The sequence below is a fragment of the Arthrobacter sp. efr-133-R2A-63 genome, from assembly GCF_030209795.1.
GTDB classification, from domain to species: Bacteria; Actinomycetota; Actinomycetes; order Actinomycetales; family Micrococcaceae; genus Arthrobacter; species Arthrobacter bambusae_A.
The window spans coordinates 133,541-153,913 of sequence record NZ_JARVRG010000009.1; the positions used below are offsets into that span (position 1 = coordinate 133,541).

At 56.7% G+C, this 20,373-nt stretch carries 15 protein-coding genes and 1 pseudogene; 9 read left to right on the forward strand and 7 right to left on the reverse strand.

Going from position 1 to position 20,373, the window contains the following annotated elements:
- The first annotated feature begins 256 nt into the window (after nucleotides 1-256).
- Nucleotides 257-1,147, forward strand: coding sequence for a UTP--glucose-1-phosphate uridylyltransferase GalU (gene galU, locus QRN45_RS04825; protein WP_241706803.1), 891 nt, complete (start codon nucleotides 257-259; stop codon nucleotides 1,145-1,147).
- Here the strand turns inward: galU and QRN45_RS04830 are convergent.
- The 6 genes from QRN45_RS04830 to QRN45_RS04855 all read right to left on the reverse strand — a co-directional run bounded on the left by QRN45_RS04830 (nucleotide 1,144) and on the right by QRN45_RS04855 (nucleotide 8,849).
- Entirely contained in the window at nucleotides 1,144-1,746 is a 603-nt protein-coding gene (locus QRN45_RS04830; protein ID WP_241706805.1) for an arsenate reductase/protein-tyrosine-phosphatase family protein, read from the reverse strand. The two genes, galU and QRN45_RS04830, sit on opposite strands and share 4 nt — an antisense overlap.
- A gap of 319 nt (nucleotides 1,747-2,065) precedes the next feature.
- Nucleotides 2,066-2,674, reverse strand: a complete 609-nt coding sequence (locus tag QRN45_RS04835) for an LPXTG cell wall anchor domain-containing protein (protein ID WP_241706807.1) — start codon at nucleotides 2,672-2,674, stop codon at nucleotides 2,066-2,068.
- A gap of 186 nt (nucleotides 2,675-2,860) precedes the next feature.
- Nucleotides 2,861-4,567 (reverse strand): DUF4012 domain-containing protein, encoded by a 1,707-nt coding sequence (locus QRN45_RS04840; protein WP_284762540.1) that lies wholly within the window; start codon nucleotides 4,565-4,567, stop codon nucleotides 2,861-2,863.
- A 181-nt stretch (nucleotides 4,568-4,748) separates the two neighbouring features.
- A complete protein-coding gene (locus QRN45_RS04845; RefSeq protein ID WP_241706811.1) occupies nucleotides 4,749-6,062 on the reverse strand; it encodes a UDP-glucose dehydrogenase family protein in 1,314 nt (437 codons plus the stop codon).
- Between the two features lie 61 nt (nucleotides 6,063-6,123).
- On the reverse strand, nucleotides 6,124-7,563 hold the full coding sequence (locus QRN45_RS04850; protein ID WP_284762541.1) for a sugar transferase: 1,440 nt from the start codon (nucleotides 7,561-7,563) through the stop codon (nucleotides 6,124-6,126).
- Nucleotides 7,564-7,730: 167 nt separating this feature from the next.
- Nucleotides 7,731-8,849: a glycosyltransferase gene (locus QRN45_RS04855; RefSeq protein ID WP_241706816.1), complete on the reverse strand. Its 1,119-nt coding sequence runs from the start codon at nucleotides 8,847-8,849 to the stop codon at nucleotides 7,731-7,733.
- A gap of 1,026 nt (nucleotides 8,850-9,875) precedes the next feature.
- On the opposite strand from QRN45_RS04855, the gene QRN45_RS04860 reads away from it, so the two are divergent.
- From QRN45_RS04860 to QRN45_RS04890, 7 genes are all read left to right on the forward strand, one after another.
- Nucleotides 9,876-11,312: an oligosaccharide flippase family protein gene (locus QRN45_RS04860; protein WP_274619630.1), complete on the forward strand. Its 1,437-nt coding sequence runs from the start codon at nucleotides 9,876-9,878 to the stop codon at nucleotides 11,310-11,312.
- 277 nt (nucleotides 11,313-11,589) lie between these two features.
- The gene (locus QRN45_RS04865; protein WP_241707147.1) at nucleotides 11,590-12,288 is read left to right on the forward strand and encodes a glycosyltransferase family 4 protein; all 699 of its coding nucleotides are present in this window, start codon (nucleotides 11,590-11,592) and stop codon (nucleotides 12,286-12,288) included.
- On the forward strand, nucleotides 12,281-13,453 hold the full coding sequence (locus QRN45_RS04870) for a glycosyltransferase family 4 protein (protein ID WP_241706818.1): 1,173 nt from the start codon (nucleotides 12,281-12,283) through the stop codon (nucleotides 13,451-13,453). Before QRN45_RS04865 ends, QRN45_RS04870 begins: the two co-directional genes overlap by 8 nt.
- Before the next feature lie 4 nt (nucleotides 13,454-13,457).
- Nucleotides 13,458-14,513: a glycosyltransferase family 4 protein gene (locus QRN45_RS04875; RefSeq protein WP_241706819.1), complete on the forward strand. Its 1,056-nt coding sequence runs from the start codon at nucleotides 13,458-13,460 to the stop codon at nucleotides 14,511-14,513.
- 319 nt (nucleotides 14,514-14,832) lie between these two features.
- Nucleotides 14,833-15,693, forward strand: a complete 861-nt coding sequence (locus tag QRN45_RS04880; RefSeq protein ID WP_350309753.1) for a glycosyltransferase family 4 protein — start codon at nucleotides 14,833-14,835, stop codon at nucleotides 15,691-15,693.
- 287 nt (nucleotides 15,694-15,980) lie between these two features.
- A complete protein-coding gene (locus QRN45_RS04885) occupies nucleotides 15,981-16,880 on the forward strand; it encodes a glycosyltransferase (RefSeq protein ID WP_284762542.1) in 900 nt (299 codons plus the stop codon).
- Between the two features lie 230 nt (nucleotides 16,881-17,110).
- On the forward strand, nucleotides 17,111-18,475 hold the full coding sequence (locus QRN45_RS04890) for an O-antigen ligase family protein (RefSeq protein WP_241706824.1): 1,365 nt from the start codon (nucleotides 17,111-17,113) through the stop codon (nucleotides 18,473-18,475).
- Here the strand turns inward: QRN45_RS04890 and QRN45_RS04895 are convergent.
- On the reverse strand, nucleotides 18,472-18,918 hold the full coding sequence (locus tag QRN45_RS04895) for a transposase (RefSeq protein WP_241706833.1): 447 nt from the start codon (nucleotides 18,916-18,918) through the stop codon (nucleotides 18,472-18,474). The genes QRN45_RS04890 and QRN45_RS04895 overlap by 4 nt on opposite strands.
- A 151-nt stretch (nucleotides 18,919-19,069) precedes the next feature.
- Between QRN45_RS04895 and QRN45_RS20990 the strand changes: the two are divergent.
- Nucleotides 19,070-20,270, forward strand: a pseudogene (locus QRN45_RS20990) (ISL3 family transposase); the annotation flags it as partial.
- Nucleotides 20,271-20,373 lie beyond the last annotated feature (103 nt).

The window sequence follows — 20,373 nt, forward strand, 5'->3', positions numbered from 1 at the left end:
AACATCTGCCACCGAGATCCACACCCATCCATGGGCTGGAGCGAGCCGACAGTGGTCCGGGCTGGACGGCCCGCGGCAAACTTCGGTCGGCTAGCCCAGGTCGCCTGGTGCAGGAGGCGCCGGACAGCAAACCAAGCTCCGGACCACCTGTCGACGGCCACGCTTTGCGCCCGGAGCTAAGGACTTCCCGACCGGACGCGCCGGAATCTTGCCTCCGGGATTCGCACTTTCGATAATCCATTCGTAGGATTTGCCTATGTCTATGGGGAGATCAGTTCGTAAAGCAGTTATTCCGGCCGCCGGTTTGGGCACGCGGTTCTTGCCTGCCACCAAGGCGATGCCAAAGGAGATGTTGCCGGTGGTGGATAGACCGGCCATCCAATATGTGGTCGAGGAGGCCGTGGAGGCGGGCCTCACTGACTTGTTGATGATTACCGGTCGTAACAAGCGCGCACTTGAAGACCATTTTGACCGGGCACCAGATCTTGAGCGCACGTTGGAGCTAAAGGGCGACGAAGCCCGTTTGGACGCCGTGCAGCATGCCTCCGGGCTCGGGCCCATCCACTATGTTCGGCAGGGCGAACCGAAGGGCTTGGGGCATGCCGTGCTGTGCGCCAAGCAGCACGTCGGGGATGAACCATTTGCCGTGCTTTTGGGGGACGACCTGATTGACGAGAACGATCAGCTCTTGTCAACCATGATTGACGTCCACGCGAAGACCGGCGGCTCGGTGATTGCTCTCATCGAAGTGGATCCGTCGCAGATCAGCGCATATGGCTGCGCGGACGTTACACCCATCACGGGGGAGGATTACGTCCGGGTCAACAGCCTTGTGGAGAAGCCTTCCGTTGAGGAGGCGCCATCAAACTTGGCTGTCATAGGACGCTATGTCCTGCACCCGGCTGTGTTCGATGTCCTCGAAGAGACCGGGCCAGGGCGCGGCGGCGAGATCCAGCTGACCGATGCCCTGCAGACCCTCGCAAAGGGCGACGGCGAAGGCGCGGGCGTTTACGGGGTCGTCTTCCGCGGACGCCGCTACGACACCGGAGACAAGCTCAGCTACTTGAAGGCCGTCATCACCATGGCGTCCGAGCGGGCCGAATTCGGCGAAGACCTCAAAACCTGGATGAAGGCGTTCCTCGGCTAGGAATGCTGCATGCTTAGCCGGGCGTAGCGGAGAATCCTGAGGATGGCCGGAGCCAGCTCGTCTTCCATCCGCAGGTACGCCTCGGCGCCCTGCTTGTAGGGGTCGGCGACGTCGTTGTCCGAGGATGTTGCCGCCAGGACGAGGTGGCGCACGGAGGATGCCCGTGCCGGCAGTTCCCGCCATAGTTGGGTGTAGTCAGAGTCCGACGGCGGCGCGTCGCCTCGTTCTTCAAGGGCCGTCACCATCCGTGCGAACTCCCTGATGGTGAACGTCCGTTTGAGCAGGGAGGCGTCCAGCTGCAGCACTTCACCGCGATGGTGGGACGCCATAGTGAGTACCAGGTCCGATTCCCGAAGGATTTTCGAGGTGAGCTGGCGGGCCGCGAAATCCTCGGGAGTGCCGCCGTAGGTTCGGATGATGTCTGCGGACAGCGGTTGGATCGGGCTGCCGACCATGGCGCGGGTACCGGCGCTGCGGACTTCGAAGCCGCCGGGGAGGACCTGGTCCAGGCCTGCCTGAAGCAGTCGTTCGGCCACGGGGGAGCGGCAGATGTTTCCGGTGCAGACGGTCAAGATCCGAATGGGTTGGGGCGATTCCAAAGGTATAGCTCTTTCACTAGCTGGCAGGCGTGCGTGGCACCTGTGTTTTACAAGTTAACACGGGAGTCGTGATCAGGAATGCCGCATCAGTGCGAAAGCAGCGACGCCGATGGAAACCATGGCCAGCAGGATCAGAAAAATGACGGGCCAAGCCTCACCCGGAATGGCCGGAATACGTGGAATCGTAGGCAACTCCACTCTGAAGCTCAGCCTCTTGCGGCGTCGCCAATGTCTCCCCATGTTCATAAGTTACCGTAGGCGCAAACAAGGAGGGGTTGTTTCCGGATCACCGGAAACAACCCCTCCTTTTGTTTAGCGTCTAGGCTGCTGCTACGGGTTCGTTCTTTGCGCGGCGGCGAACCACCACTACGGAGGCCGTGCCGGCGACGAGTGCGCCAGCGCCGACCAAGCCCCAAAGAATCAGGCTGGAGTCGACGCCGGTGTTGGCCAGGCCGACGCCACCGGTGTTTGCCAGTGCTGCTCCACCCGTGTTTGCCAGAGCGGCCGGTGCGGCCGCAACGACGGTCGCCGTGACGGTGTGCCCGGATTGTGCGCCCACTGCGGTCAGCTGGTAGGTACCTGCTTCGGTGAGCGTGACCGGCACAGCGAAAGCGCCGTTGGCGTCGGCAGTCGTATTTACTTCGGTCGGAGCGAGCGAAAGCGAGCTGCCAACTGCCATGACTGCCGCGCCTGCGCCGGGTGCTGCTGCACCTTGCGGCCCGCCGGGTGCTGTGATGACGATGGTGATTCGGATGGTTTCGCCGGGCTTGAAGCCGGTGCCGGAGAAGGTGATGGTTGCGCCGGGCGTAACGATGGAACCTGAGACGGTGCCCGGTGCTGGCGCCGGGTAATCAACGGCCATTGCTGGAGCCGAAGCGGAAAGTGCGATGCTGCCCGCAAGCGCGATCGCTGCAAGTGATTTCTTCAATTTTTGTCCCCCTGAGACCTTGGTACGTGCTTGAGACCTGATGCGCAATTCATTGGTGTTGACGTGATTTCATCCACCACGAACACGTGAACTGAAATCTGAGACCTACCCAAGAGAGAAGCTACCATCCTAAGGGTACTTACCGCAAAGTTAATCCAAAGTCGTTACAAAGGGTTAACGTGCCGTCTATCCTGCGGCGCCGCATGTTTCCGATTTGGTGGGGAGAACCACCTTGTCAACGGATTCGACGGTTGGTGTCACGACCACTTCGGGTTGTTTGTGCTGCACGATCTTTCCGAAGGTGAATTCCACGGTGCTGCTTTGCCCTGGTGCCAGCCGCACTGAAAGGGTTGCAACGGGCCTATTGTCGTGTTGCTGTGCGCCGAAGGGGACTTTGTTCCCATCTTGGGTAGCCATTACCACCTGGGACTGGGCGGGCCCGTACGCGATGACGTTGCTTTGGGCGGTACCGGCCGGCACACCAAAGTTTCCACCTCCAGTTACGTATGCCGGCAACGATGTGGCCGCATCGGCCGGTGCGGTATTGGTGCTGGTGATCCGCAGTTTGACGGTTCCATAGCCGTCGGCGGCAGTGCATTGCTGGACGAGCTGAACAGTGCGTTTCACGTAGTAGTCCATTTTTGCACCAGTGCCGTCATTGAAGTATGCGCCGAATTGGGCCGCCGGCACGCTGGGGCCGGAAATGGAGCCGCTAAGTGGGTACTTCCCGAGAACGGACTGTTCGGCCGCGTCCGCTGACCAGAGCAAGATCCTGTGTTCTTCTACGCCTTTCCCGACTCCGGCGAGGAGGCTCTTCGCCTCGCCCTTACCGGAGGAGAGAGCACCGAAGACGTCCTTGGCCACAGCCCCAAAGTAAGCGTCCTGCACGTTTGGTTCCTTGATCTGGGCGTAGACATCCGACAGCAGGGTCTTCACCACGTTCTTACCCGACAGCTGGCTTGGAAGTTTCCCCCTAGTCAGTGCTAAGAGTTCGGGGTCTTGAAGATTGACCGGACCTGTGGCGTCCAAAATGTAGCCGAGAGCAACCGGATCGATTGAAATGACGCCGTCCAGGCGTGCTCCCTTTTTCTTCTCCCACATTTTGAGAGCTGTAGAAGCTGCAGTGGGAAAGTCAGGGGTGAAATTGACATCCTGCATGAACATGCCCATGCGGGAACTGTAGATGCGCTCCTGCTCGTCGTCTACCGGTATCGGGGGATCGAATGTGCCCAGTGCACCCCCGTTGCTCTCACCGGAGAGGCTGATCTTGCCTTTGTCCGCCGTGACTACCACCAACGCGCCAGAAATCCCTCCGGAAGCGCGGGCTTCGGCGTTGTTTTGCACGAGGAGCAAATAGTGTCGCGGTTTTTCAGCTCCAAGCATCGCGGGAGCGAGGCCTGCGGCATCGGCAGCTGAGTCCAACTCTTCTGCAGCGGACCCGAGCTGTTGCCTTGCCGTCGTCAGTGGTCCGACTATTTGGGGGAGGAGACCCGACGTGTCTATTCCGTCAAGCCGATGGGCGGAGACACGCACGGCATTTGCGGCGGAGGCAACTGTGGGGGCGGCTTTTCGAATAGGCCCAAGGTCGGTTCCGGTTCCGTTCGGGATCAGTTTGTCCCAGTTGACCGAGTCGTAGACCTTCACGAGGGGTGTGACGCCAAGCGATGCGACGTCGTCGGCCGAGCGGGCGATTTCAGCAGTTGCCGAGAAGTTCGAGCCGATCCACGGCATGGCCGACGCAAGAGACCAGAGGGGGTCGCCAGCGGCATCGCGGGCAGCCGCTGTATGCCGTCCTAACTCGACGGCTGCGGAGGAAGCATCCTCGGGACGGTTTTGAAGAATGCTCTCTTTCAGTTTTGGCACCAGCTGGGCGGAGGCCTCAAGTTCTGACATAATTGTTGTCGCCTTCTCGCTAAGCCACAATACGGCGGTTACGCCGATCACGAAAAGGGCACCGATGCAGATTCCAACTGTCCAAAGCCGACGGCGGCGCTGGTTGGGCAGCGATTTCGCTCTTTTCCGGCGGCGTTCGGGTTCGACTTGAACGGTCTCGGATTGTCGAGTGTTGGCCATGCTAGGGCCTTCCAAGTCCACGATATTGCCAGCCTGCTGTGCGCCACTTGGCTGGGTCTAATACGTTTCGACCGTCAAGGATTTTCAATCCGATGACGCCGCTGCCGACCTCGTAAGGATCAAGTTCCTTGTACAGCGACCATTCGGTGAGCAGGAGCAGCACATCGGCTCCCATAATCGCTCTATCTAGATCCGGCTCATACTGGAGCTCGGGGAATCTTTTCGCGGCGTTCTCCAACGCTTTAGGGTCGGTGACGGTAACAACGGCGCCTTGGAGTTGGAGCTGTGCTGCGATGTTAAGGGCCGGAGAGTCGCGGACGTCATCGCTCTCGGGTTTGAATGCGGCACCGAGCACTGTGATGCGCTGCCCCAGAAGGCTTCCTCCGCAGAGATCCCGTGTCAGCTCCACCATTCGAGTGCGTCGGCGCATGTTGATGGAATCCACTTCCCTCAGGAACGTCAGGGCTTGATCGGCTCCGAGTTCACCGGCCCTTGCCATAAAGGCACGGATATCCTTCGGGAGGCATCCTCCTCCAAATCCGATGCCCGCGTTAAGGAATTTGCGTCCGATTCTGTCGTCCAAGCCGATTGCGTCGGCCAGCCTGGTGACGTCTGCGCCCGTCGCTTCGCAGACTTCAGCCATCGCGTTGATAAAGGAGATCTTGGTGGCCAGAAACGAGTTTGCGGCCGCCTTGACGAGTTCGGCCGTCGGGTGATCGGTCACCAATCGAGGGGTTCCCGCGGAGAGCGGAACGGCGTAAACATCGTCCAGAATAGAAACAGCAGCGTGATCTTCCGAGCCGTCAGTGACGCCGTAGATCAAACGGTCAGGTGAGAGGGTGTCTTGGACGGCATGACCTTCGCGCAGGAATTCAGGGTTCCACACGAGATGGGCCCCAGGCTCACTTTCGGAGAGGATGTCAGCTAAACGGGAAGCGGTTCCCACAGGGACTGTGGACTTTCCAACCACGATGGCGTCTGGTCCCACGTGAGGGAGGAGCGCTTCCACGGCGGCATCCACATAGCGCATGTCGGCGCCGTTCTCTCCTTTCTTCTGGGGTGTTCCCACGCAGATGAAGTGGACGGCGCTACCGGCGGCCGCGGACATATCTGTGGTGAACGACAGCCTCCCAGTGTCCTGAACGTCCCGGAGGAGGGCATCCAACCCGGGTTCAAAGAACGGGGCTTTGGCAGTGGAAAGCTTACTGATCTTCTGCTCGTCCACGTCGATGCCAACCACGTCGTGACCGAGTTTGGCCATGCAAGCCGCGTGTACGGCGCCGAGATAGCCGCATCCGATGACTGAAATACGCATTATGTTGCCTTCCACATAACCAGAATGACGGCACTGCGCCGCGGGCCGGATCGGATCCAGATCAGACCGCTCCGGTGCTTCTAAATACTGCTTTAAAAGTCCTAAATAGGATTATCAGGTCACCCATCAGCGACCAGTTTTCCACATAGTAGAGGTCGAGTCTGATGCTCTCTTCCCAACTGAGGTTCGAACGGCCGCTCACCTGCCACAGGCCGCTCATACCGGGACTCACATAGAGCCGGCGGTGTGCGGCGTCATCGTAAAGGGCCACCTCGCCTTCTCGCTGAGGTCTCGGACCTACCAGGCTCATGCTGCCCCCAAGCACGTTAAAAAGTTGTGGCAACTCATCCAGTGAATATTTGCGAAGAATCCGTCCAAGAGGAGTGATCCGGGGATCCTCCTGAACCTTGAAAAGTGGAGTGTGGCCCGAACCCTGGGCTGACAGAAGGGCAGTAAGTTCGAGGTCCGCATCAATCTTCATAGAACGGAATTTCACCATGCGGAATGTCGTACCCCCGAGACCGATTCTTTCCTGACGGTAGAACACTGGACCCCTATCAGCCAGCCAAATCAACAACGCCAAGAGTAAAAAAATCGGGGAAAGTGCGGATATCATCAGCCCCGCAATGGCAAGGTCAAAAGTCCGTTTGGCCACCTTCTTGCCACCAGTAAGCTTTGGTGTCGATACGTGTATCAAGGGAAGACCGGCCACGGGTTGAGTATGAATTCTTGGACCTGCAATGTCGGTGAGTGCAGGAGCCAAAATCATTCCGATGTCTCGCGCAGCCAATTCCCAACCAAGCTTGCGAAGGTCTCGCGGATGCATGTTCACACCGGCCGATAGCGCGACCGAATCGACTTCCGATTCGAGAATGACGGCGAGGATACGCTCAAACTCCGTGTCCACCCCGGTCACGGGCACGGATACGTCGGAGAACATGTTTCGGTCGGCTGGGGCCCCAGGCAGGTGGGCGGCGACTGGAACATAACCCGCTTCGGGCACGCTCTGAAGTGAGCGAACGAGGTGAGCGGCCGAGTGACGGTCCCCGATGATAAGGACTCGTGAACTGCTTCTGCCAAGTCTCCGTTCGAGGCTGAGGTGCTGCCGGACGAGCCATCGCGCCGCGAGAAGCCCAACGACACCGGCTGGGAAGGCCAATCCCACAAATCCGCGGGCGATATCAATTCGCAAAGCGTAGGAAACGACGGCCACGAATCCGAAAAGCCACGCCGAACCTGCCAAGACTCGCTTGTACTCTTCCGTTCCGGAGCCGAGGACCTTGGATTCTCTGGATCCCCAAAACTCGAGTACGAGCCACCAAGCAACAGCCAGCGCTATTGCCAAGGAAAAATAGTCTATGTCGTGTGTTTGGCCGGCGCCAAAGTCTGTGAATCCGAACCGTATGCCAAAGGCCCCTGCAACAGCCCAAAGGACCACAAATCCGTCTGCGAGCCTGAGGCGCCTTGCGTACTTCGATCGCCACGTCGCAATTCTCTTCATAACTCGGGCTTCCCCAAGTCGAGTCTGCCGAATCAAGAGTGTCCTCCCTCGGCATCCTTAGGTCGTGTTAGCGATCCTGGACGAATGCATAACGTCATGCGTTCACCTCTGACCTCTCGCGATTATTGGCCTTAACTGTTGGCGCTCTGCCTTGTTTCGCAAAGACGTCAGCCTGCTTGACCGTCGACCCAAGCGCGGATCTCCTCGAGAAACCGCTCCCTAGAGAAAGCCCGAGCGCGCGAACGGACTGCCTCTCGGTCGATCTCGTGGATTTGACCGATGGCCTCGGCGATTGATTCTGGGGTCAATCTCGACAAGAGCAAGCCTGTCACCCCGTGGACGACCGTCTCGGCGGCGCCGCCCTGGCTGTTGGCTATGACTGGAGCGCCCGCCGCCATAGCTTCAACTGGCATAATGCCAAAGTCCTCGATCGGGGGAAATATGAACGCGCAGGACATTTGGTAGAGCGCATACAGAAGGTTAGTGCTCGGGGAAATAACGAACTCGACCTGGACTTGCGCCTTCGCGGCGAGGGCTCTTAGCTCTTCCTCACATGGTCCTAAACCTGCAATGACAGCTGGCACTCCCGCCAGATCGGCTGCCTTTATGACCAGATCCAGTTTCTTATACGGGATAAACCTCGATGCGCCAAGTACAAAATCTTTTGGAAGTCGATCTACCAAAGCTCTCTCATCGTGGGTCAGACTGGTCCTCCAGTCTGGAACTGACTGTATATCCATCACATCAACGGGCGGGTATATCACGGGGGCCTCTCGACCCCAAGCGGCAGCGATTCTCTCTTTTACGAAGTGGCTGTTGGCTGCGAACTCGACTTCGCGGTCATTGGCCCGCCGGCGGTCGATCGCCTTGAGGACGGGTGAAATTATCCGAGCCAAAGGATGATGGCCCCGGGCGTCAAGGTCTGGAACCCAGATATATCTCGCAGGTGTGTGAACATAGACAAACTTACGTGGGCTTCCGACGTTTCGCGGGAAGAACGCATGGTGGGCGAACAGATGAGAACTAACGAGCATCCAGTCCAACTCGGATTGAGACCGAAGCCGTCGCCAGGTGAAGAGCATTAGCGGAAGTGCCAGAGCCTTATGCCTGCGGAGTGGAGTGCGGCTTAACCAGGTTTCATTGACCCTTCTTACAGGGAAACGTTGCGGGGCGTCGTTCCAGAGGCAGTGGATATCGGTGTCTGGAAACGCCTCGGCCATTGCATCCAGGACTTTTTCCGATCCGCCGTTGACATCGATCCACTCGTGGACCAAAACTCCCTGCATTCCGAGCCCCCATCGGTGTGTATTCAGAGTGCCCGTCGCCCCTTGCCTCCCCGAGGCAGCGATCCTAACGACGGCCCTGTGTCTTTCGCCCAAATCTTAGCCTCATATGTGCCGATCTTGGACTCGGATGCATTTTTCGACTCGGACATGACGACACTGTTTTGGTCATGTCCTTTGAAACCAAAATACCCGATAAGATGACGGGCATCTGCATTTGAGCCTGAGCGGTCAGCTGGACTTGACCAGCGCAGGTGAGTCGCAACGGGGGTAACTGGCACATGCATTCCACGGAAGATCGGCGGGCTGCGCCGTGCTCTCTACGCCGTCGGGACAGGCAAGGTGCGCCTCTGGTCGGGCGGATCCCTTCCACGTTCTTAGGACACGTCCGTGAACGTTAAGAAGGCGATTCAGCGCCGGATTAGGTACGCTGCCGAAGTCACTTTCAATTGGGTTGGCACCTACGTTCCATCACATTTCGTGCGGCAGCATTGGATGGAGACAGCAGGATCATCGATAGGGCTCGGCTCGTCCATCTTCATGGGGACCAAGATCTTCGGGGCCGACAAGTTGCGCATTGGAGCTGATACCTCGATTGGGTTTAGGTGTGTTCTTGACTCAAGAGGCGGTCTAACCGTCGGTGATCGGGTGGTTGTTGCGAGTGATGTCCAGATCATCACGGGGTCCCACGACGTCCACTCTGATGGCTTTGACGCAGTGTTCCTGCCGGTTGACATCGGCAACTCTGCGTGGATCGCTTCCCGAGCCACGATTTTGCAGGGAAGCCGGATCGGCGAAGGGGCCGTTGTGGCCGCGGCTTCGTTAGTTCGGCAAGATGTTCGTCCCCGCGAGATTGTAGCGGGGGTACCAGCCAGGAGGGTCGGTGAGCGGTCGTCGAGTCTCAAGTACAACCCGAGGTATCGGCCAGCGTTTTACTAGCGGTCTTGATCGACCGGTTGGCTTCGAGAAGTGGTCGCCGGGTCACGCCCATGAAAGGAAGTCGTCGTGCCTAAGCGCCGGGACGTAACCATGGGTTCACTCGTGCAACTCGTAATTCGTGTTGCGGGAATGTTTAGTGGGGCGCTTGTCGCAGCGTTGCAAGCGAGGTCACTGTCTGTCTCCGACTTCGGCAGTCTATCCATAATCTTTTCAATTAACGCGATGGCAATAATACTCAGCGACCTGGGCATCATGAACACCGCCATTCGGCGGCTCTCCGCCGAGCCAGACAACCGCGCCAAGATAGTTAGCGGCCTTCTGACTTCGAGATTCTTGGTCGGCGTCCTACTCTCACTTCTAGGAATCGCGACTTCAACCTTCCTCATTCGGACTCCGGAAGGGATCTCTACTGCGGTTTTGGTCCTCGCTACACTACCACTGGGGTCTTTGACCGCTATGCAGGCGCTCAGCCAAGCCAACTTGCATTTCGCCGCCGTGAATTCTCTGCTCGTCCTCCAAAACTTCCTTTGGCTCGCAGCGGTTTCCATCCTCTCGCTTGTCGGCGCCGGTCTGGCGCAGTTTGGACTTGCCTTCCTTTTGTGCGCAGTTGTCCAAGGAGCAACAACCTGGGCCCTGTGCGGAAACGGTCTGAGGTTTGATTGGAGAGCTGGAACAAAGGAAGCTTGGCCGTTGGTTAAGCAGGCCCTTCCTTTAGGGCTTGGGTCCTTGGCTGTGACTGCGTATTACCGCTTAACTGGAATCATCTTGTACGCAGACGGAGGCCCAGAGTCAGCAGGGAGCTTCTCGGCAGCATTTCGCTTTCTTGATGTCCTTCAGGCCATCCCGGCGACCCTCAGCGCAACGCTTCTGCCCCTGATGGCCAGAAGTTTCGCAATGCGGACACGAGATCGGGCTGAAACGGTTTGGCGGTTGGCGCTCAAGTTATTGCTGACATCAGCGGTGATGGCCTCGCTGTTTGTAGGTCTGCTTGCTGAACCGATAATCGATCTCCTCTACGGGAAGGAATACTCGGAATCTGCAAGTCTCCTGGGTATCTTGATGCTCGCGTTTCCTCCCGTGTGCATGGGGTGGCTTCTGACCGGCGTGATTACTGCGCATGGGCAGGTCAAGGCTTATTCTCAGCTCGTTTTCTCGGTGGCTCTTCTAAGTGTTGCCGCGTCACTCCTCTTAATTCCAGAGTTCGGCGCCAAGGGCGCGGCTTGGATCTCGGTCGGCACTGAAACACTGGTGATGGTGCTGCTGATTGCACTGGTGTATCGCACCACCCGACTGGCGATTCCTGCTGCGACTGTTTTGCGAGTTCTTGGGGCTGCCGCCGTAACCGCAGTGGTGACTATTTATCTCCGGCAATTCGGTCTGGTCTTGACGATCATTCTGGGTGGCACCGTTGCGGCGGGATTGGTGATGTTATTTAGGGTTGTCACATGGGCTGATATGAAAACGCTGCTACACCGAGCAGATGTGCTCGAACCAGCAAAAGAAGAGGAAGTTCAGCATGCCAAGTAGAGTGCGACTCGCGATCGTGAGCCCTGACCCATCTGATAACTCTCAGGGTGTTGAGAGGTTTTGCCACACGCTTAGAGACAGTATTTCGCCTTACATGATTGATGGAAGCGTAATCGCAGAAGCGAGCTTTCGTCCCTCGGAGTACGATGTAGTCTTGACGAACGCACTAGTGTCGGTAACTACGAGACTTCCCAAAATCCATGTCTATCATGGATGCCACGTTCCTCAAATTATGCGAAGTCACGCGGAGGCCTCTGTTCAGTGGCGCTTGAAATTCATGATCGAGGCCGCTTTTCGAGAGATAAAGAACGGACTGGGCGCCAATCGTGTTTCTGTTTCAAACAGTTGCGCTAGTGAGCTCAAGAGATGGTACCGCCTGAGCAGTCACGTTATTGAGAATGGTATTGATACCAAAGTTTTTAGTGAAAGTGATCGAGAGGATGCGAGAGATCGGCTTGGTATTCCGCAAGACGGCCGAGCGGCCCTCTTTGTTGGGCGCCCCGAATGGAGGAAACGGCCAGATATTGCCATCACCGCGGCCCGAGAAAACGGATACACGCTATACCTAGCGGCTGGGCGGCCGTATGAGGGAATGCATTGGTTGGGGAAGCTCTCACCAGAACAGCTCTCGATTGCCATCGCCGCGGTTAACGTTGTTTTGATGCCGACCCAGTACGAGGCATGTTCACTGGCGTTCCTGGAGGCGTTATCGGTGGGTACTCCCGTGGTCACGACCGATGCGGGATGGGTCCCGGACCTACTAAAGGCCGTTCCAGAATATTCCGCACTGGTTTCGCCAATTAATGATACTGGTCGTTTCACAACTGCCTTGCGCGAAGCTGATAGGAACGATCATGGAATTTCAAAGGCGAGCCGTTTTGTGCGAAATAACAATAGTCTTGAAGCCTTTGGGAAGGCATGGTCAGAATATATTCACGGGGTTCATCGTGCGAAGGATGGAGAGCCGAATGGTTAGTCCAACAGCCGGACCCGCTGAGATGAAGAATTCGGTTACCGTTGTTGGTCGCTACTACAACCAGCAAGGTGGGGTCTCAAATGTAATGGCCCAACTGGCCACTCGAGCTTCTTCTAAGTATCGGGTGTCCGTTGCAGCAAATGAGTATTTGGATTGGAATTCAAATCTCCACAAGGTGCCCGTACCGATGATCACTAAACCGGCTTGGGCTCAGATTCCAAGTTTTGCCGCAGCGGCACGTCCTAGAGTAACGGCTTCATTACCAGACATTATCCACGCGCACGACCCTCAGCTTATTGGCGCTGACATATATACCGCGCATAGCTGCTTTAAGGGCTACATCGGTGGTCAACGACTTGCGGCCGATATCCCAAGAAGATTCTTGAGCCACGTATTCCCCCCGCATGTTGCCGGCATCATGATGTCCAATCTCGCGTATCGCTCAGGCTCAAAGATTGTGGCGGTCTCAGGATCGATTAAGTCGGAGCTCATTCGAGAACACGGCATCGCTCCAGAGAGGATCCATGTTGTATATAACGGCGTCGATTTGGAAAAATTTAAGCCCTCTGGAAGACCTGAGGCTAAGCAGCGCCTGTCGAGGGAAATCGGAGTCGATCTTCAAGAGAAGGTTGTGTTGATTTTTGTAGGCTATGAATTTGAGAGGAAACGACTCGGCGTGGTTTTGAGAGCGTTGTCCAGTGTTGGGTCGGATGCGTGTCATTTACTAGTCGTTGGCGGTGCTGATACCACGAAGTATCGAGCCTTGGCTAACGAATTGGGCGTGCAAGGAATGACTACATTTCTAGGGCATCGAGAGGATGTTCCAAACCTTCTTCGAGCGTCGGACATCTTCGTCTTCCCAACCAAATATGAAGCGGCAAGTTTGGCGATCTTAGAGGCCGCCGCTGCCGGGTTGGCGATGATTACCACGGACGTCGCCATGGCATCTGAGGTTTTCACGGACGGTGCCGACGCATTACTTGTGCCAAACTCGGACTCTCACGCGGCCGTTTCCAAGTCCTTGACTCAGCTCATCGATGACCGTGACCTTAGGCTTCGGCTGGGAGACTCGGCTAATGCTCTAGCGCAAGACTTTGGGTGGGACAGTATCTGGAGTCAGTATGACGATATCTATTCAGAAGCTCTGAGCCGTAAGAAGCGTTGACGCCGTGAAGTTATTCAAAGGAACCGTAGAGGGCTGGCCGGCTCGATCGAACGCGGCCCATAACCCATTCCAAACTTTGCTAAGCGACGCTATGCAGTTCCTTGGCTGGGAGGTTCGTGAGTTTTCGCCCCTGAAGTCGCTGGTGAGACGTGCAAACCTCTGGCATTGGCATTGGCCGGATGGTCAATTCAGCCAGCGTAGCCGATTGAGCGCCTGGGCACGTTTAATTGCCTTGCTCGTGCTGCTGCAGAAAGCCCGATTATCTCGCACGCCAATAGTATGGACAGCTCACAACCTTCGGGGCCATGAAACCGGCAATCGGAAGGTAGAAGAAATCTTTTGGCCCATTTTCTATCGTCAGGTCGCGGGTGTGCATTATATAAGCGAGTCGTCGCGAGCACTGGTCGTTGAGCACTATGCGGATCTGGCGGGGAAACCGTACACCGTCACGAACCATGGACACTACAGAGATGTTTATGGAGAAGCCTTTTCGAAGAGTGTTGCGAGGACGGCTTTGAAACTCGACGCGGACAAGCGAACTGTGGTGTTCTGCGGCAAGGTGCGAGCCTACAAGGGTGTTACGGATCTGATTCAGGCTTTCCGATTGTTATCCTCAGATGGCATTCAGCTCGTAATCGCAGGAATGGCAACTGACGACGAGGAACGCCTCGTCCGCGATGCTGCAGCAGGCGACCCCAGAATCACGCTCTGTCTGAAATTGCTAAGCGATGAAAAGATCAAGGAATTTGTATGCGCAGCTGACTTGGTCGTTCTGCCTTATCGAAAAATAGTGAATAGCGGAAGCGCCCTCCTTGCATTGTCCTTGGACCGTCCTGTATTCGCTGCGAACAAGGGTTCCATTCGCGAGCTCGCGCATGAAATCGGACCTGAGTGGGTAATGACATACGAGGAGCTCACACCCGAGGGACTTGCCTCAGCGCTGGAGGCTGCCGTTGAGACTGACGGATCATCACCGGATCTGAGTGCCTATAGCTGGGCCAAAATCGCGTTGGAAGTCTCAGATCTATATACCAAAGTCAGCTCATCAGTTTCGCGTTGAGTGGGCCTGCACGGCCGAAGAAAAGGAGTGACATCGTCACATGAGGCAAAAGGTCTTGGTAGTTACCGTTGAACCGCTTTGGCCTTCAACGCATGGGGGCAGGGTCAGGACAGGCAAGATAGTCGAAACATTGGCTGGCGACGGGTTCGACGTGCGAGTCGCATACGCCAGGCGACCGGGAGTTCGTTCTGGCCCGGCTCCGTGCGGAGTGGAACAGGTCGACCTGAAGTGGTCACCCGTGAGTCCATTGAGAAGGCTGACTTGGCTACCATGGCTCGGTGTCTTTACGCTTCCGCGGTTCGACGACCTCCAGGTTCTGGTGGCCAGTTTCCAGCCCGACTTCATCTATTGGAGTCACTCTTACCTTGCAGCTGTTGGATCAAGAAAGCTTGAAACCTCTGCGTATCAAATCGTGGAGTTTGCAAACATCGAACGCGACCGCTTCTTGTCAATCTCGAAGCGAGGGACTCTTAAGCATCGCGCATCGGCATTCGTAGAGTTTCTCAAAGCATGCCGATGGGAACGTAGGATTGCACGAGGGATGGATCTGTGCGTTGCCATTTCTTCAACGGACGAGAAAGTCCTCAACAGCTTCGGCGGTAAATCCGTGTTGGTAGAAAATGCCCTACCAGGGAGCCCTTGGCAGCTCTCGCCCGACGATGCCGTCGTGATGTCGATCGCTAATTGGGACTATGGACCGAATCGGGAGGGAATGACTTACTTCTTAGACACAGACTGGCACACCGTATTGGAGGCTCTGCCGGAGGCCAAGCTGGTCTTGGCAGGGAACGGTTCCGTCGAAATCGCGGAGAGATTTAGCCATCTGAACAACGTCGCCGGAGTTGGTTTTGCTGATGATTTGACTGAGCTCTTCAATAATTCGACCTTGTTCCTCGCTCCCGCACGTAGCGGGGCCGGCCGACAGCTGAAAGTGGCTGAAGCTCTAGGGCATGCGAGGGCCGTTGTCGGGCCACCCTTCTTGAATCGGGAACGCAGACCAGGACTGCCGGATGATGCCATCAACGGATCAGACGATGTCGCGGCTGAGATTATTAGAAAGATCCAGAACCTCAATGATCGTCACATCGTGGAGAAAAAAATCGCTCAATACGCTTTGCAGCACGACTGGCAATTCGAGACTGCATCATTGCGTGGATGGATGAAAGGGAAGCAGGCCTAATGCGAATTTTGGTGCTCTCGACAGCCGACTGGGACCATCCTTTCTGGACGAACAAGCAACATGTAACTACGGCGCTCGCTTCACTCGGTCACGAAGTTTTGTATGTTGAAAGCCTCGGCATACGTTCCTTCAGCCGAGAATCTGTTCAGGACGCTACGAGAGTGTTTCGGAGACTTAGACGGTTTTTGAGACGCCCACGGTCGGTGGCGCAGTCCATCCACGTTGCTTCTCCTTTGGTAATCCCGCTTTGGTCTAGAAAACGCATTGTCGCCCTAAACCGGATCCTAATGCGCCTTCAAATGTGGTTTTGGAAGGTCAGTTGGGGCAAGTGGGACGCAATCTGGACCTACAGTCCCATCACGACCGCGGCGATCTCAGCCGATTCACGCCCGGTTTTATATCACTGCGTCGACAACATCGCCGCCCAGCCCTTGATGCCCGCCGAAGCCATCGATCGTTACGAAACGGAACTGGTTCATACAGCCGATCTCATTTTTTCGACCGCTCCAGATCTTACCGACCGCCTGCGTCGGATGGGCGCCGATAACGTCATTGAACATACAAATGTGGTCGACTTTGAACACTTTGGTAAGGAATACCGGATGCGTGATGATTCGGAGTCTTCGAGGCGTCCAAGTCCAAGAACGATTGGGTTTGTAGGAGCGCTCAGCAGATACAAAGTCGACCTGCAACTACTGAGGCGCGTCGCGGAAAAATATCCGGATGCGGACGTTGTGCTTATTGGCCAGATCGGCGAAGGCCAGCCTGGTGAAACACTCGCAGAGCTGAAGGATCTCACGAACGTAAAGCTCCTTGGCCCGAAACCCTATAGTGAATTGCCGGGGATAATCTCGACTTTCGATGTCGCGCTGCTTCCGGTACCGATCAACCCCTACACCAGGTCAATGTTTCCCATGAAGTTCTTCGAATACCTCGCATGCGGAATACCGGTCGTGTCTACGAGAATTCCCGCGTTAGAGAAGTTCGGAGACTCTGCTTTCATCGCAGACACTGACGAACAGTTCGTCGAGTATGTGAAGGTAGCCTCCACGGTTTCACGGAATTGGCGCGATAACGCTCGGACGTTGGCATCCAAATATACGTACAGAGAACGAACTGCCGAAATGTGCTGTATGCTGGATCGGCTGTTAGCCTCCAAGTCTGGTTCGGTCGATGGGACCTTGTGAGAGAGCAGTTGTTGAGGTGGGTGTCGCGATCACGACTCCGAGTAGGTTCGGAATAACGAACTCTGGATTGGATTATTATTCCAGACATGTGGCTCCCACCTGTTTGAGAAGTCCGGCAGCTATGTGCGATGTGGGGCGTTATGATAACTGAATTGCGTGCCCGTGTTGAAGGGAATGATAGCGGTCGGAATGTCCGTCGGATCTTTTCCGGAGGGATTTCGGATCCGATTATGAGTTTCGTAGCTGTTTTCATAACGATTATTATCGCTGCAATCGGGGCATTTGGGGCAACTACCTCAACCGGATTGATGGTTATTGCCGCTGTTGTAGGTTGTGCTGCACTTTTCTGGCGACCTTTACTTTTTTCGACACTCGCTTTGGTTGTGTGTCAAGAGATAAATCCTAAGTTTGGCCAAGGCGGTCTAACGGTCTTAGGCTACCAATTCTATTTTGTAGAGTTCGGAAGCCTGCCAATTGTTTTCTATTTCTTCGTCGCGGCTGCGGTCGTAGCAGCCATAAAATACGACTGGTCGGACAAGCTTAGCGCTGCATCCGACAAGCGACCGCTCTTGGTTATACTAATATTCTTGGCTTTGTCGATCTCAATCGGACTTTTCGCCGGTTTGAATATCCCCTCAGTGTTTGGCCAAGTCGCTCGCCCGCTCATGCTTTTTCTACTCGCTTGGCTCGTAGGTGCATACTCTCCGCAGGAGGCCGGTGGTAAATCCCTTGCGGTGGTTGTTGGACTGAGCATGGTCGGGCTGGCGATGGTTGGTCTTCCGGTAGCGGCGACGGGTGGCGGATTGAGTCTCGGCGGCCGGCTTGTGTACTATGACACGGCTACGGCGGCGGTTGCTGCAGCCGTTCTCTTGGCAATTCTTCGCCAACGCGCTCGGTCGGCGGTGACGGTGGCTGCCGCGATTTGCTCGGCGGTCGTTTTGCTGGTGTCTTTTAGGAGATCAGTCCTTGTCGCGCTCGTGTTGATATTACTGCTAACTGGCCTGGTCAATAGAGCGTTTCGCAGAGTGATTTTAAGGGTGATCGCGGTTGGCACTGCTTTAGTACTTTTGGGCCTGTTGACCGTTCAAAACCTGATTGTTTCCTTCTGGGATCGTATTGTTTCATCGTACGAGACACTAGGCGGTGCCGCTTCGGATGAATCCACCCAGGGGCACGTTGATGACATTAGAATTGGTTTAGATTATGCGTTTGCCAATCCAGGGGGATACGGTCCAGCATCGCCCCAGCTTCCTGGCTTTCTAACCCAGGGGTCGAGTATATATGTTCATGACGAGGTGCTGCTGAATTGGCTTCGTTTTGGGCTGACAGGCCTCGTACTAAGTGCCGTAATCATCTATATATTTACCAGGACATCGTTCGCGGTTGTTTTGCGTCCTAGATTGGAATTTAGCACAATATTTTATTGTGCAGCATACTTTATTCCGATCTATCTGATTGCATCTTTCACTGCACCGTTCATGATGACAACTTCGCGGTGGCCTGCGTTGCTCGGTATCGCGTTCGGGATACTGTCCCGCGCTTCGACGAATGGTCTTTCGGTTCAAGGTCTCGGACGCCAAAACACTAAGTTCTAAGAGTTTGTCGTATTTGAGTGTTTATCTGGGTCCTGAATCTGCTGGTCTCGAGGAATGATCGGCTGGTATTGCTCGGCGGGTCGTGGAAGCTGAGGTGGGCTCGCGGTGATGTTTGAGGGCTCTTCACGGTTCGTGGGGAAATAGATCCCTGGGATGGGCGTCATGCCGCCGCCCGGGCAGCACTTCTCAAGAGAATAACCGATTTGTAGTTGGCGGGGTTGCGATAGCCACGGGCGGTGCGCTTGATATTTTTTTGTGGCTGTGTTGTTGGCTTCGACCTTGCCCGTCGTGGCGCCGGTAAAGATCAGTACCTCAATCTCTTTCCACCACCTGCAGAAGGTGCGGTAGAGCCTGTTCGTCTCCGGTCGAGCGGCTGCCTTGACCAGTTCTTCGAGTTCTTTCTTCGCCGTCGCGGCGTCTTCCAGGGAGCCGGTGCGCAGCAAGACCCGCAGCTGTTCCTTGACCCTCCACCACCAAAGCGGCTCTCCGTGGTTCGTGGTGAAACGGATTCCGTGTCTTGAGAGCTGAAGGGCTCGTAGCCCTGCTGTGATGGATGTTCTCTACGCATTCATCAAGAGTCAGGAGCTACGAGCTGAGGTCCTCGCTTTCGGGCAGCGGCGGGTCCGCGTCGAAGCCACGGCCGAGGCCGGGTGCCCGTGCTGTGGCGTCATCAGTACCCGCGTGCATTCACGCCGCCCCCAACGCCTGCGTGACATCCCGGTGGCCGGCCCGGTCGAAGTGATCTGGTCCAAGTGGAGATTCTTCTGCGATGAGTATCTGTGCCCGCGGCGGACGTTCGCGGAGGAGACTGCCCAGGTGCCGCGCCGCGCCCGGTCCACCCGCCGGCTTCGCGATGCCCTCGTGTCCGCCGTCATTGGATCCGGAAGGGCCGCTGCGGAAGCGGCCGCATCGTTCGGCGTCTCATGGTGGCTGGTCCAGCGGGCCCTGGATTCCGCGGCGCTGACACTGCCCGATGTCGACGGCCTGGCGCCACGGATGCTCGGCATCGATGAACACCGCTACCGGTCCGTGCGGTTCTTCCGGGATCCCGAAACGAACGCCTGGAAACGGTACTTACCCTGGATGACGACTATTGTCGATCTGGACAGCGGACAAGTGCTCGGGATCGTGGACGGGCGTGACAGTGAGGGCGTCGGGGACTGGCTGTTCGCCCGGCCGCTGCAGTGGCGTCTGGGCGTGCAGGTCGTCGCGATCGACCCGTCAGCGGCATTCCGCAAGGCACTGCGGATGTGGCTCCCGCGCACCGCGGTCTCGGTCGACGCGTTCCATTTGGTCAAGCCCGGCGCTCGACATGCTCACCGAAGTCCGGCAACGACTCACCCAGCAGGTCCACGGCCGGCGGGGACGCTCCATCGACCCGGTCTGGGCCAACCGACGGCTGCTCCTGCGCGGCGCCGACACGCTCTCGGACCGGGCACGGAACAGGCTCAGCACCGTGTTCGCCACCGGGAAGCTGCAGGCTGCGTGGCTGGTCAAAGAACAGCTCCGGACGCTGCTCGCCACCGGGTCTCTTGCCGACGCGGCCGCGGCGAAAGACCACCTGAAGGAACTGGTCGAACGAGCCGCGCAGCCGGAAACGAACCGGCTCTGGCGCACGATCTGCCGGTGGTGGAAAGAAATCGAAGTCCTCATTGTCACCGGTGCGACCACGGCGAAAGTAGAAGCCAACAACACAGCCATCAAACACATCAAACGGACAGGCCGGGGATTCACCAACGCACGCAACTACAAGACGCGTATCCTGTTGCGCAGTGCCGCCAAACCAGCGGCATGAACATCCATCACGGCAGAACAATCACCACGAACCGTGAAGAGCCACCAAAGCCGGCCTCCACAACTAGGTCAATCTCGCCGATGACGGAGTCCGCTACCTGAGC